This window comes from Tropicimonas sediminicola, from assembly GCF_900188335.1.
GTDB lineage: Bacteria > Pseudomonadota > Alphaproteobacteria > Rhodobacterales > Rhodobacteraceae > Tropicimonas > Tropicimonas sediminicola.
Map to the genome: position 1 here is coordinate 138,661 of NZ_FZOY01000001.1, position 13,763 is coordinate 152,423.

Here is a 13,763-nt window from a genome sequence, read left to right on the forward strand (position 1 = left end):
GCATGTGGCGCAGGCCTGCGCAGGCATCGGAAATGCATGGGCGCGGCAGGCCGTGCGGCACCCGGATTGGAGCCTCAGATGAGCGAGACACCCAAGGGACCGGTGATGATCGAGGTCGGCGAGGACACGGGGCCGTCGCAGCATGGCCCTGCCGATGCGCCGCCGGTGCCGGAGCTGGAGCCCGGCCTGCCCGAAGGGCGCGCGATGCAGCGTGTCGTCAGCATCGGGGCGCGCCGGCCCTCGTCGCTCGGGCGGCTGTTCTGGGGGGCGCTCGGGTCGCTGTTGCTCTTCGCCGCCTCGGTGGCCGCCTGGGATTTCGTGATCGGGCTCTTCGGCCGCAACACCTTCCTCGGCGCGCTGGCGCTCGGGCTGGTGGCGCTGGTGCTACTGGCCTTCCTCGGGCTGGCGATCCGCGAGGCGGCCGGGTTCTTCCGGCTTGGCCGGCTCGACGACATCCATGCCGACGCCACGGCCGCCGCTGCCACGCATGACCTTGGCGCAGCGCGCAAGGTGGTCGGGCGGCTCGAGGCGCTCTATGCCCCGCGGCGCGAGCTGGACTGGGGGCGCAAGCGGCTGCAGGAGCGGGCTGACGAGCAGTTCGATGCCGACGCCCTTCTGGGGCTCGCGGAGGCCGAGTTGATGGCGCCGCTCGACGCCGCCGCTCGGGCCGAGGTGGAAGCCGCGGCCCGACAGGTGGCGACGGTCACCGCCATCGTGCCGCTCGCACTGGCAGATATCGTCACGGCGCTGGTCTCGACCGTGCGAATGATCCGGCGCATCGGCGAGATCTATGGCGGCCGCTCCGGCACGCTGGGCAGCCTGCGGCTGACCCGGTCGGTCCTGACGCACCTTGTGGCGACGGGCGCGGTGGCCGTGGGCGACGACCTGATCGGCTCCGTTGCGGGGGGCGGGGTGCTCAGCAAGGTGTCGCGCCGGTTCGGCGAAGGCGTGGTCAACGGCGCGCTGACCGCCCGCGTCGGCGTGGCGGCAATCGAGGTCTGCCGTCCGCTGCCCTTCGTGCGCCTCAAGAAGCCATCGGTCAGTTCGCTGGTGAAGCGCGCCCTCTCCGGGCTGTTCGGCTCCGACTAGGCAGAACAAACAGGCCCCGCGGACGAAAGATGCACCCGGCGATCAGGCTGATGGCTGAACGGGCGACACGGCCCGCTGGTAGAGATGCCATGTCGTGTGGCCAAGGATCGGCAGGGTGAAGATCAGGCCCAGGAACGCCGGAACCAGCGACAACAGCATGGTGACCGTGATGATCGCCGCCCAGGTCAACATGACCACCGGGTTCTCTTTGACCACGCGAACCGAGGTTATCATGGCCGAAACGAAGTCCATTTCCCGGTCCAGCAGCATCGGCATGGCGACGACGGTCACCGAGAACAGCACAGCCGAAAGAAACGCGCCGACGCAGGTGCCGATCGCGAGGAACGTCCAGCCCTCTGGTGTGAAGAACACCGTGTTCAGGAACCCGTCCAGATCCGAGAAGGACGAATCCTGCAGCACGATCACCAGCACGGTCCGGAACTGGTAGAACCAGACCCACAGGATGAACAGAGTGACGAAGGCCATCCAGCCCATCTCGCGTTTGCGTTGATTGGCCATGACGGTGAGAATGTCGGACCAGCCGAAGCTCTCGCCTGCCTGCATCCGGCGGGACATCTCGTAAAGCCCGGCGGCGGCGAATGGGGCGACCAGTGGAAAGGCGATGACGGCCGGGATGATCATCCAGATCTTGCCGAGCCAGAGCAGGCACCAGACGAACAGGATCCCGAAAACCGCGTAAAAGAGGCCGAAGAAGCCGCTCATGAAGGGCCGCGCCAGGAAGTCGGCAAACCCGGCCTTCAGCGACGCCCTGATATCGTCCGCCGTCACCGTGTTGACCTCGGGCAGGGCCGGCGGCTCCGGCGTCAGGTCCTCCGGTGGTGTGGACCCTGTGGTCTTGGATGTCATGACACGCGCCTCCCAATGCATGTCTCGCCGCGGGGCCGTTCGCCAACAGGCCCGGCGAAAAGACAGACATCCCTCCTCCGGCTACGAGTTTGTCCGAGGTGAAGCACAAGGGCAAGGCTGGGCATGGCAGCTCGCTCTCCCGGCCTGACCCAAGGCGAAGCCCGGGAATGGAGATCATGCGCAGGTCCGGTCGCTCCGGACTGCGCGGGCACTTCATCGCCAAAGCCGGACTTCGGCCTTGCCGAAGCGTCGCGGCCGACACTCTGGACGCTCGGCGGGTGGGGCGGTATAGCGCAATCAAGATGCTGAAACGGTCGATCATCATTCGAATTAGCTGCCCGGCGCTCTGATCAGACGAGCCGCCGGGCCAAGGCGTATGAAAGACCGCGCCGACCGACATCCCCGAAAAGCTGACATTCCGAAGGACGCAACCATGTGCGCCGATACGCCCGAGACGACCGCCCCCGACTACAAGTCCACTCTCAACCTTCCGCAGACCGAGTTCCCGATGCGCGCCGGCCTGCCCAAGCGCGAGCCCGAATGGCTGGAGCGGTGGGAGAAGATCGGCGTCTACGACCGCCTGCGCGACAAGGCCGAGGCGACACCGCGTCCGCCGTTCACGCTGCATGACGGCCCGCCCTACGCGAACGGCCACCTCCACATCGGCCATGCTCTCAACAAGATCCTCAAGGACATGGTCGTCCGCTCGCAGCAGATGATGGGCCGGGACGCCCGCTACATCCCCGGCTGGGACTGCCACGGCCTGCCGATCGAGTGGAAGATCGAGGAGCAGTACCGCCAGAAGGGCAAGAACAAGGACGAGGTTCCGGTCGTCGAGCTTCGGCAGGAGTGTCGCGCCTTTGCCGAGAAATGGGTCGACATCCAGCGCGAGGAGTTCAAGCGCCTCGGCGTCACCGGCAACTGGGACGACCCCTACCTGACGATGAACTTCCATGCCGAGGCGGTGATCGCCGAGGAGTTCATGAAGTTCCTGATGAACGGCACGCTCTACCAGGGCTCCAAGCCGGTCATGTGGTCCGTGGTCGAGAAGACGGCGCTGGCCGAGGCCGAGGTCGAGTACCACGAGCACCAGAGCCACACGATCTGGGTGAAGTTCCCGGTGATCCGCTCGGTCGATGCGACCGGCGCCCGCCAGAGCCTGCGCGGCGTCAACGTCGTGATCTGGACCACGACGCCCTGGACGATCCCGTCGAACCGCGCGGTGGCCTTCAACCCGGAGCTGTCCTACGGGCTCTACGAGGTGACGGCCGCGCCGGAGGAGAACTGGGCCAAGGTGGGCGACAAGTACCTGCTGGCCGACAACCTCGCCGGCGAGGTCATGAAGGCCGCGCGCGTCGATGGCTTCGAGCGCCTGCAGGACGTGACCGCCGAACAGCTCGACCTGATGGTCTGTGCGCACCCGTTCCGTGAAATCGAGGGCGGCGAGGGCGAGTGGGACTACGACGTGCCGCTGCTGCCCGGCGCCCATGTGACCGACGAGGCCGGCACCGGCTTTGTCCACACCGCCCCCAGCCACGGTGCCGACGACTACATCCTCGGCGTCCGGCATGGCCTGAAGATGACCTACAACGTGCTGGAAGACGGCTCCTTCCGCCCCGATCTGCCGCTCTTCGGCGGGGCTGTGATCTTCGATCACAAGGGCAAGGAGAAGGACGCCAACAAGCGGGTTATCGAGGCCATGTCTGGGGTCGGCGCGCTGATCGCGCGCGGCCGGGTCAAGCACTCCTACCCGCATTCCTGGCGGTCCAAGGCGCCGCTGATCTTCCGCAACACGCCGCAATGGTTCGCCGCCATCGACCGCGAGGTCGGCGACGGGCAGGACGAGTACGGCAAGACGATCCGCGCCCGCGCGCTGAAATGCATCGACGAGATGGTCCAGTGGACGCCGCCCTCGGGCCGCAACCGGATCCATTCGATGATCGAGGCCCGTCCGGACTGGGTCCTGTCCCGCCAGCGCGCCTGGGGTGTGCCGCTGACCTGCTTCGTCAAGAAGGGGGCGCTGCCCGACGATCCGGAGTTCCTGCTGCGCGATCCGGCCGTGAATGCCCGCATCGTCGCCGCCTTCGACGCGGAAGGCGCGGATGCCTGGTATGCCGAGGGCGCCAAGGCGCGGTTCCTGGGCAACGAATATGATCCCGATGCCTACGAGCAGGTCTTCGACGTGCTCGACGTGTGGTTCGACTCCGGCTCGACCCATGCCTTCGTGCTGCGCGACCGCGCCGACGGGACGGAAGACGGCATCGCCGATCTCTACCTCGAGGGCACCGACCAGCACCGCGGCTGGTTCCACTCCTCGATGCTCCAGTCCTGCGGCACCAACGGCCGGGCGCCCTATCGGGGCGTGCTGACCCACGGCTTCACGCTGGACGAGAAGGGCAACAAGATGTCCAAGTCGCTCGGCAACACCATCCTGCCGGAGCAGGTGGTGAAGCAGTACGGCGCGGACATCCTGCGCCTCTGGGTCGCCCAGACCGACTACACCGCGGACCAGCGGATCGGGCCCGAGATCCTGAAGGGCGTGGCCGACAGCTATCGCCGCCTGCGCAACACCATGCGGTTCCTGCTGGGCTCGCTGGGCGATCTGGACACGGTCACGCCGGTCGCGCCGGAGGACATGCCGCCGCTGGAACGCTGGGTCCTGCACCGTCTCTCGGAACTCGACGAGGCCGTGCGCGCCGGTTACGCCGCCTACGACTTCCAGGGCGTGTTCCAGAAGGTGTTCAACTTCGCGACCGTCGATCTTTCGGCCTTCTACTTCGACATCCGGAAGGACTCGCTCTATTGCGACGCCGACGACAGCCTGTTCCGGCGGTCCGCGCTGACCGTTCTGGACACGCTGTTCCAGCGGCTGACCACGTGGCTCGCGCCGATCCTCCCCTTCACGATGGAAGAGGTCTGGCTGGAGCGCTACCCGGGCGAGGACAGCTCCGTCCACCTTCAGGACATGCCGGCGACCCCGACGGACTGGCAGGTTCCGGACCTGGCCGCGCTGGTCGAGCGGGTGCGGGCCGTGCGCCGCGTCGTGACCGCGGCTCTGGAGGTGCAGCGCCGCGACAAGGTCATCGGCTCCAGCCTCGAGGCGGCGCCGGTCGTCCATGTCGAGGATGCGAGCCTGGTGGCACTGCTGCGCACGGTGAACTTCGCCGACATCTGCATCGCTTCGCAGCTGACGCTGGTCGAAGGCACCGCGCCGGACGGCGCCTTCACGCTCGACGAGGTGAAGGGCGTCGGCGTGGTCTTTGCACTGGCGGAAGGCGAGAAATGCCAGCGTTGCTGGAAGATCCTGCCGGACGTCGGCACCCATGCCCATCCGGGCACCTGCCAGCGCTGCAACGACGCGCTCGGCTGAGGCCGGAGGCCCGGGCGGGAATCAAGGGGGACGGCGCCGCCATGGCGTCGTCCCCTGTTTCGTTCGGTCTGAGCGCGGAGGGATTGCGGCCCCAGGCTCGGTCTCAGGCCGGGATGTTGCCGGACTCGATGAGCTTCTTGCTGAACGCCTCGTACGCAGCCCGCCAGGCCTGTTCGAGTTCCGGTGTGAATCGCTCGCCCAGCTTGTCGCCGAGCGATTCCATCAGCGCCTCCTCCATCGGCGCGAAATGCGCCTGTCGGATGCCGAGCGTTGCGTGCAGGCGGCCCAACTCGGCGTAGTCGACCGAGGAGCCGTTGCTTTTCTCCATGTCGGCGAGGATCAGGCCGAGCGTGTTCATGAAACGCATCCCCTGGCCCTTGAGATCCTCGCGGAACAGCTCGCGAAGCTCCGGCGCCCGCTTGAACAGCGCCTCGTAGAAAAACAGCGACGTGGGTTCGAGATAGGGCCGCAGATCCTCGAAGCTCTGCTTGACCTGGGACATCTCCAGTTCCGTCGGCGGCATGTCGGACTCCTTGCTGGCATTCGGCCGTTGTGGCCAAAGCCTGTCATGGATCCGCGAGGCGCCAACTTGATTTAGCGCAAACTGCGACCTTTGGGACCGGATTTCGCTCGACGGGGCGATCCAGACGTCCAGGATTTCGGCAATTCGCGCACGCCGGACATGGCGTGGCCATCCGTTGCCGCATGCTCTTTTAACGCCCGCCGCGAATCCTATATATTCCATCAGTCGAATATCATGGAGCGGAGCCGATGAGCGGCAGCCTGAAACTGACCTGTCATGCCTGTGGCGTGACCAACCGGATCCCGGCCGACAGGCTCGACGCCGGCCCGAAATGCGGCACCTGCGGGGCGCGCCTGACCGACGGCAAGGTGCACGAGATGACCTTCCGCGAGGCCGAGAAGGCGTCGAAGGTCGATGACTTGCCGCTGCTCGTGGACTTCTGGGCCCCCTGGTGCGGCCCGTGCCGGGCCATGGCACCCGAGTTCGCCAAGGCGGCACAATCGCTGCGCGGCAAGGCGCGGCTGGTCAAGGTCGACACCCAGGCCAACCCGGATGCGACCGTGCGCTACAATATCCGCGGCATCCCGCAGCTGATCCTGTTCCATCGCGGCCGGGAAGTGGCCCGGCTCTCCGGCGCCCGACCGGCGGGACAGATCGAGGCATTCCTGCGGGAAATCGTGACGCTGCCGGCTTGACATCGCCCGACGGTTGGGCGAATGGAGGCCGTCGTGGGGCCGTAGCTCAGTTGGGAGAGCGCGTCGTTCGCAATGACGAGGTCGTCGGTTCGATCCCGATCGGCTCCACCAGAAATCCCCTCCCCGTTTCGCATATCCGATGTCGGTCTCGATGGCGTGAAGTGCATGCGAGGCAATCTTGATGCTAGGATCGCCGCGTCGGAGGGCAGGCGCCCGGCTTCAGGGGGGACAGGGAGCAATGATCACACGCAGATCCATGCTGGCGGGAACGGCGGCGCTGGCGGCGGTTCCGCTCGCGGGGCGGCGCGCTCTTGCGTCCAACCTGGCCGTTGAGGAACTGACGGCCGCGCCTGCGACGGTGCAGATCGCGCCGGAAGGCTATCCGCAAACCGAGATCTGGGGCTACGGCGGTGTGGTGCCGGGCACCGAGATCCGCGCCCGCCAGGGCAGCCGATTGCGGCGGCGGCTGGTCAATGCGCTTCCCGAGCCGACGTCGCTGCATTGGCATGGCATCCGCATCGACAATGCGATGGACGGTGTGCCGGGCGTGACGCAGGAGGCGGTTCCGCCCGGCGGGGACTTTCTCTACGAATTCGACCTGCCGGATGCGGGAACGTATTGGTACCATTCGCACAACCAGTCCTATGAACAGGTCGCGCGCGGCCTTCAGGGGGCGCTGATCGTCGAGGAGACGGAGGCGCCCGATATCGACCGCGAGGAGGTGTTCGTCCTCGACGATTTCCGCCTCGATCCGGAGACGGGCCAGATCGCGGGATTCGGCAACATGCACGATTTCAGCCACGGCGGCAGGATCGGCAACATTGCGGTCACCAACGGCATCTTCAACAAGACCCTCGGGGCGCGGCACAACGAGCGGCTGCGCCTGCGGCTGATCAACAGCGCCAACGCACGGATTTTCGAGCTCGCCCTGCAGGGGCTGGAGGGCTGGATCGTCGCGCTCGACGGGATGCCGCTGGAGGCACCGCAACCGATCGGGGAATCGTTCCTGCTCGCACCGGCGCAGCGCGCGGACCTGATCGTCGATGTGACGGCGGAGGACGGCGCGGAGGCCCACCTGCTGCGCCTGGAGGGCGGCGAGGGTTTCAGCCATGTGCTCTTCGAGGTCCGCGGCAGCGCCTCGGCCTCTCGCCGCGCGGCGCCCGCCGCCCTGCCGCCGAACCCGGACATGGAGGTCGCGGGCCTGGAGGAGGCCCTGACGAGCCGGCTCCACATGGAGGGCGGCGCGATGCGCGGCTTCCAGACGGCCACGATGGACGGGCGGGAAGTCGGTTTCCGGGATGCGGCGCAGAACATGAAGTTCTGGGCCATGAACGGCATGGTGGGCATGCCCGAGGAGCCGCTGTTCATCGCCGAACGCGGTCGGACGGTGCGGGTTGTGATGCAGAACGACACCATGTTCCCCCATGCCATGCACCTGCACGGCCACCATTTCAGGGAGGTCCTGCCGGACGGCGGCCTCGGACCCATGCGCGATACCTTGCTGGTCTTTGGCGACGAGAGCCGGGAGATCGCCTTTGTTGCGCATAACCCCGGCGAATGGGTGTTCCACTGCCACATGCTGACCCATGCGGCCTCGGGCATGATGACCCGGATGCGGGTTCTGGCCTGAGCCGGACGCCGGCGCTTCGTCCGCCCGCGTCATCATTGCACGCAGCGAGTCGTTTGACGGATTGTTCCCCCCGACTATAAGGGCGGGGACCCGACCCGTCGTCGCATGCAGGGGGGCCGCGACGAGACGCATGATCCGCGGCACACCGAGCGACCTTGGGTACGCGAAACCGAGACACGACAACATCCGGACAACTGAAAGGTGAGGAAAACATGGCTGAAACGGTGAAACCAGACATTCTGTATACCAAGGTAGACGAAGCGCCCGAGCTGGCCAGCGCCTCCCTGCTGCCGATCATCAAGACTTTCGCCGGTGCTGCCGGGATCTCGGTCGGGACCAAGGACATCTCTGTCGCGGGCCGGATCCTCGCCACCTTCCCGGAATACCTCAAGGAAGAGCAGCGGATCTCCGACGACCTGGCCGAGCTGGGCGAGCTGGTGAAGACACCCGACGCCAACGTGATCAAGCTGCCGAACATCTCGGCCTCGGTGCCGCAGCTGACCGCCGCCATCGCCGAACTGCAGGGCCAGGGCTTTGCCGTGCCGGACTACCCGGAAGAGCCGAAGACCGACGAGGAAAAGGCGATCCGCGCCCGCTACGACGCGATCAAGGGCTCGGCCGTGAACCCGGTGCTGCGCGAGGGCAACTCCGACCGCCGTGCCGCCAAGGCGGTCAAGAACTTCGCGCAGAAGAACCCGCATTCGATGGGCAAGTGGGCCTCCGACAGCAAGACCAAGGTCTCCTCGATGCCCGGCAACGATTTCTTCGCCAACGAGAAATCGGCCACCATCACCGCCGCGCAGGCCGGTCCTGCGAAGATCGAGTTCGTCGCCAGGGACGGCGCCGTGACGGTGCTCAAGGACGGCTGGCCGCTCGAGGAAGGCACCGTGGCCGATGCGACCTTCATGTCCGTCAAGGCGCTGTCGTCGTTCCTCGCCGATGCGATCGCGGACACCAAGGCCGATGGCACGATGTTCTCGCTGCACCTGAAGGCCACGATGATGAAGGTCTCCGACCCGATCATCTTCGGCTACGCGGTGAAGGCCTGGCTCGCCCCGGTGTTCGAGAAATTCGGCGCCGAGCTGGCGGCTCTGGGCGTCAACCCGAACTCGGGCATGGGCGACCTGCTGGAGCGGGTGAAGGGAAATGCCGAGATCATGGCCGCCATCGAGGCCGTGACGGCCGAGCGGCCGGACATGTACATGGTCGACAGCGACCGCGGCATCACCAACCTGCACGTGCCGTCCGACGTGATCGTCGACGCCTCGATGCCGGCGGTGATCCGTGCCGGCGGCAAGGGCTGGGACCAGACCGGCGCCAAGGGCGACACCAACTGCGTCATCCCCGACCGCTGCTATGCGCCGGTCTATGACGAGGCGATCAACTTCTTCAAGGCCAACGGCGCGCTGGACCCCTCCACCGCCGGCGCCGTGGCCAACGTCGGCCTGATGGCGCAGAAGGCGGAGGAATACGGCTCGCACCCGACAACCTTCGAGGCGCCCGCCGACGGCACGATCCGCATCGTCCTGGCCAACGGCGAGGTGCTGCACCAGCACGAGGTGGAGACGGGCGACATCTGGCGTTCCTGCACCGTCAAGAAGGCGCCGATCGAGAACTGGATCCAGCTCGCGATGGACCGCCAGCGCCTGACCGGCTCGGAAGCGATCTTCTGGCTCAAAGCGGAGCGCGCGCATGACGCGGAGCTGATCAAGTACGTCAAGCCGGCGCTGGAAGCGGCCGGGGTGGCGGACAAGTTCCAGATCATGGCACCGCGCGAGGCGACGGCGCAGTCGCTCAAGACGATCACCGCGGGCAACGACAGCATCGCCATCACCGGCAACGTGCTGCGCGACTACCTGACCGACCTGTTCCCGATCCTGGAACTCGGCACCTCGGCCAAGATGCTCTCGATCGTCAAGCTGATGAACGGCGGCGGCCTGTTCGAGACCGGCGCCGGCGGCTCTGCGCCGAAGCACGTGCAGCAACTGGTCGCGGAGAACCACCTGCGGTGGGATTCCATGGGTGAGTTCTGCGCCCTCGGCGAGAGCTTCAACTTCCTTGCCGACAGCCAGGGCAACACCAAGGCCGGTGTGCTCGGTCGGGCCGCGGAAGCCGCGACGCAGGGCATTCTCGACGACAACCGCTCGCCTTCGCGCAAGGTCGGCGAGCCGGACAACCGCGACAGCCACTACTGGTTCGCCCGCTACTGGGCCGAGGCACTGGCGGCACAGGGCGACGACGCCGAGCTTGCCGCGCATTTCGCGCCGATCGCGAAGGAGTTGGCCGACAAGGAGGAGACCATCCTTGCCGAGCTGGCGGCTGCACAGGGCAAGCCGGTCGATCTGGGTGGCTATTACAACACCGATCCTTCCAAGGCGGCGAAGGTGATGCGCCCCTCGGCGACGCTGAACGCGATCATCGGCTGATCCGCGGTATCGTTTTGGTACGCAGACAGGAAAGCGCCCGGTCCCGGCCGGGCGCTTTTTTCCGTTTCCGGAGGGCTCCCGCCCGTCGTCACGGCATCAAGATGCCGCTCCTCCCGTTGGGCGTGGCCGCGCGTTCCGCGCGGCCGATCTTTCGGATGAAAGATCGAGCCTTCGGCGGGGGTATTTCGGCCAGGAGAAACGGCGCGGTTTGCGGGTGTTCACGACCCGGGCAGCAGGCGGTCGAGCGTTTCGGCGGTGAAGGGGTCTTCGGGGCCGATCTTGTCGAAGCCGAGACGGTCGTAGCTCTTCCAGTTGGTGGTGACGCCGCGGCAGTGCCAGTAGCCGAAGTCCGTGCGTTTCAACGCGCCGGTCGGAAGCCAGGTTTCGGGGCGGTGGACGTCCCAGCCGATGCGCGCGCGCCAGCCATCCGGACGCAGGCAATACTTGGTCGGGCAGGGGGCATCCTTGTAGCGCAGGAACCTGTGGTCGGCGTGGTGAAACGGGGGCTCGGCGTCGAGGGAGGGCATCCGCCAGCGGCCTTCGAAGGTGACGAAGCCGAAACGGCTGGCGACCGTGGCGTCGAAGACAGAGCCCGCGCGGGTCCAGACCAGCTCGTCGAGGTCGACGTTGAGCACGGCGCGGGCCCGGTGAAGGAAGCGGAGCCGGGCGAGGTTGAGCATCGCCGGTTGCAGGAACTTGGCGCCGCCGCCGCCCTTCTTCTGGCGGACCGGACCGTAGGGCTGCGGCACCCTGAGCACCACGGCGCGCTTGAGGCCCGTCCCGGCGAGTGCGTCGAGGATCGCTTCGGGCGGGTAGGTTTCGGAGGCGTTGTCCATGACCAGCATCGCTTCCAGCCCGTGTTCGGCAATGTGGAAGCGCGCCCAGTCGGCGATCCATTCGGGGCGGTTGTCGCGCGAGATGTGGAGCGAGGCGTTGAGCCCGGCAAACAGGGCGGATTGGTCGGGGCTGACGCCGCTTTCGCCCTGCCAGCGCCCGGCCGACGTGGACAGCCGGGTGGCGGGAGCGCCGGTGCGCAGGCGCACGATGTCGTGCCGGCGGAAGCTCTCGCGGCGGGCGATGCGGGCGGGCTGGCCGTCGACCTTGAGCGCGCCGTCCGCGATGAGCGCCTTGAAGTTCAGGAGCTTGGGGCAGACCAGCAGGATCTCGCGATCCCGCTGTACGGCGTCATACCAGACCGTCGTCCAGTCATAGGCGGCGTCAAAGCCCTCGCCGCGCGCGCCCTCGGGCACGAGCACCTCGCGGCGCAGGGGGGAGCCCTCGGTTGAGAGGCTCTGCATCTCGGAGATGGAGAAATCCGGCGTTTCCATGCCGTCTCTTAAGGCAAGATCGGGGGCGCTGCCAACTGGCTTGCGCGGCGGGATCAGGGGCAAGGCGTGCCGATCATTCGGCCGCCTGTGGCGAGGCCTCGTCGCGGGAGAGCGCCATCCAGGCGTCGTACTGCGACAGGAACACCCGGCCGTTCATCTCGTCGAGGAAGTGGCTGCGCTGCAGGCGGTCCATGACCGGACCTTTCACCTCGGAGAGATGCAGGTGGATGTTCATGTCCTTCAGCCGCTGGAGGATGGCCTCCAGCGACTCCAGCGCCGAGAGGTCGACCTCGTTCACGGCGGGGAAGTTCAGGATCACGTGCTCCAGTTCGCAGTCCCCGACGACGCGGTCGTAGATGTAATCCTCGAGAAAGCGGGCGTTGGCGAAGTAGAGGCTCTCGTCGACGCGCAGGGTCAGGACCTTGGGATCGGTGGTCACCTTGTGGCGCAGGATGTTCCGGAAATGATGGGTGCCGGGGACCAGTCCGATCTCGGCGATATGCGGGCGGGAGGTCTTGTAGAGGTGCAGGAAGATCGAGAGCACCACGCCGGCCGAGACGCCCACTTCGACGCCCATGCCGAGGGTCAGCAGGATCGTCGTGGCAACGGCGAAGAAATCGGCGCGGGAGAAGGCCCAGGCACGCTTCAGGATCGAGAAGTCCACCAGGCTCAGGACGGCGACGATGATCGTCGCGGCGAGGGTTGCGGTGGGCAGGAAGTAGAGCAGGGGCGTCAGAAGCAGCGCGGCAAGCAGGATGCCGATGGCGGTGAAGGCGCCGGCGGCCGGTGTTTCGGCTCCGGCGTCGAAGTTGACCACGGAGCGGGCGAACCCGCCGGTCACCGGGTACCCGCCGGTCAGCGAGGCGGCGATGTTGGAGGTGCCGAGGCCGATCAGCTCCTGGTCCGGGTCGATGCGCTGGCGCCGCTTCGCGGCCAGGGTCTGCGCGACCGAGACGGATTCCACGAAGCCGATGATCGAGATCAGCACCGCCGAGCCAAAAAGCGCGACCCAGATCTCCATGTCGAAGCTGGGCGCGGTGAGGGGGGGCAGGCCGCGGGGCACGTCGCCGACTATGGCGACGCCGCGGTCGGCGAGGCCGAACGCCCAGGCGAGGAGCGTCGTCGCAACGACGGCCGCGACAGGGCCGGCCTTGGTCAGCACGTCGGCGAGCCGCGGCTTCAGGCCGTAGCCCAGGAGCAGCGGCTTCAGTCCCTTGCGCACCCAGAACAGGAAGGCGGTGGTCGCGACGCCGATGATCAGCGTCCAGAGGTTGGTCTGGCCGAGGTTCGACAGGAGGCTCTCGACGGTCTCGATCAGATTGTGGCCGGACGCCTTGACCCCGAGAATGTGCTTGAGCTGCGAGGTCGCGATCAGGATCCCGGAGGCAGTGATGAAGCCCGCGATCACCGGATGGGACAGGAAATTGGCGATGAAACCGAGCCGCATCAGCCCCATCGCGGTCAGGAAGACGCCGGAGAGAAACGCCAGGGTGATCGCGGCGAGGGCGATGGCGCCGGGGTCGGTGAGGCCGAGGTTGCCGACCGCGGCGGCGGTCATCAACGAGACAACGGCGACCGGCCCCACGGCGAGGGCCCGCGAGGTGCCGAAGATGGCGTAGGCCACCAGCGGGAGGATCGAGGCATAGAGGCCCATCTCGGCCGGCAGACCCGCGAGCAGCGCATAGGCCAGCGACTGCGGGATCAGCATGATCGTCACGATGACCGCCGCGAGGGCGTCGCTTTCGAAGGTCTGGCGGCTGTACTGGCTGCCCCAGTCGAGGACTGGAAGGTAGCGGCGCAGGAACGGGGGCATCATGAAACCTCGGGGAAACGTA

The 13,763-nt window shown here is 67.0% G+C and carries 9 protein-coding genes and 1 tRNA gene; 6 read left to right on the forward strand and 4 right to left on the reverse strand.

What is annotated here, in order from left to right:
* Positions 1–78 precede the first annotated feature (78 nt).
* Positions 79–1,089, forward strand: coding sequence for a YcjF family protein (locus CHB86_RS00665; protein WP_089230627.1), 1,011 nt, complete (start codon positions 79–81; stop codon positions 1,087–1,089).
* A 42-nt stretch (positions 1,090–1,131) separates the two neighbouring features.
* Here CHB86_RS00665 and CHB86_RS00670 read toward each other — a convergent pair whose 3' ends face one another.
* Complete coding sequence (locus tag CHB86_RS00670) at positions 1,132–1,956, reverse strand: DUF2189 domain-containing protein (RefSeq protein WP_089230628.1); 825 nt, start codon at positions 1,954–1,956, stop codon at positions 1,132–1,134.
* A gap of 433 nt (positions 1,957–2,389) precedes the next feature.
* Between CHB86_RS00670 and ileS the strand changes: the two genes are divergently transcribed.
* Entirely contained in the window at positions 2,390–5,326 is a 2,937-nt protein-coding gene (gene ileS / locus CHB86_RS00675; protein WP_089230629.1) for an isoleucine--tRNA ligase, read from the forward strand.
* A gap of 103 nt (positions 5,327–5,429) precedes the next feature.
* On the opposite strand, the gene CHB86_RS00680 is transcribed toward ileS, so the two are convergent.
* Positions 5,430–5,849 (reverse strand): globin domain-containing protein, encoded by a 420-nt coding sequence (locus tag CHB86_RS00680; protein WP_089230630.1) that lies wholly within the window; start codon positions 5,847–5,849, stop codon positions 5,430–5,432.
* Between the two features lie 248 nt (positions 5,850–6,097).
* On the opposite strand from CHB86_RS00680, the gene trxC reads away from it, so the two are divergent.
* The 4 genes from trxC (at position 6,098) to CHB86_RS00700 (ending at position 10,600) form a co-directional block, all read left to right on the forward strand.
* A complete protein-coding gene (gene trxC / locus CHB86_RS00685) occupies positions 6,098–6,544 on the forward strand; it encodes a thioredoxin TrxC (protein WP_089230631.1) in 447 nt (148 codons plus the stop codon).
* A gap of 35 nt (positions 6,545–6,579) precedes the next feature.
* Positions 6,580–6,655: transfer RNA gene (locus tag CHB86_RS00690), tRNA-Ala, on the forward strand.
* 127 nt (positions 6,656–6,782) lie between these two features.
* A complete protein-coding gene (locus CHB86_RS00695; RefSeq protein WP_089230632.1) occupies positions 6,783–8,174 on the forward strand; it encodes a multicopper oxidase family protein in 1,392 nt (463 codons plus the stop codon).
* A gap of 212 nt (positions 8,175–8,386) precedes the next feature.
* Positions 8,387–10,600 (forward strand): NADP-dependent isocitrate dehydrogenase, encoded by a 2,214-nt coding sequence (locus CHB86_RS00700; RefSeq protein WP_089230633.1) that lies wholly within the window; start codon positions 8,387–8,389, stop codon positions 10,598–10,600.
* Positions 10,601–10,818: 218 nt separating this feature from the next.
* On the opposite strand, the gene CHB86_RS00705 is transcribed toward CHB86_RS00700, so the two are convergent.
* Positions 10,819–11,928, reverse strand: coding sequence for a hypothetical protein (locus CHB86_RS00705; protein ID WP_089230634.1), 1,110 nt, complete (start codon positions 11,926–11,928; stop codon positions 10,819–10,821).
* A 73-nt stretch (positions 11,929–12,001) separates the two neighbouring features.
* A complete protein-coding gene (locus tag CHB86_RS00710) occupies positions 12,002–13,744 on the reverse strand; it encodes a SulP family inorganic anion transporter (protein ID WP_089230635.1) in 1,743 nt (580 codons plus the stop codon).
* Between the last annotated feature and the right edge of the window lie 19 nt (positions 13,745–13,763).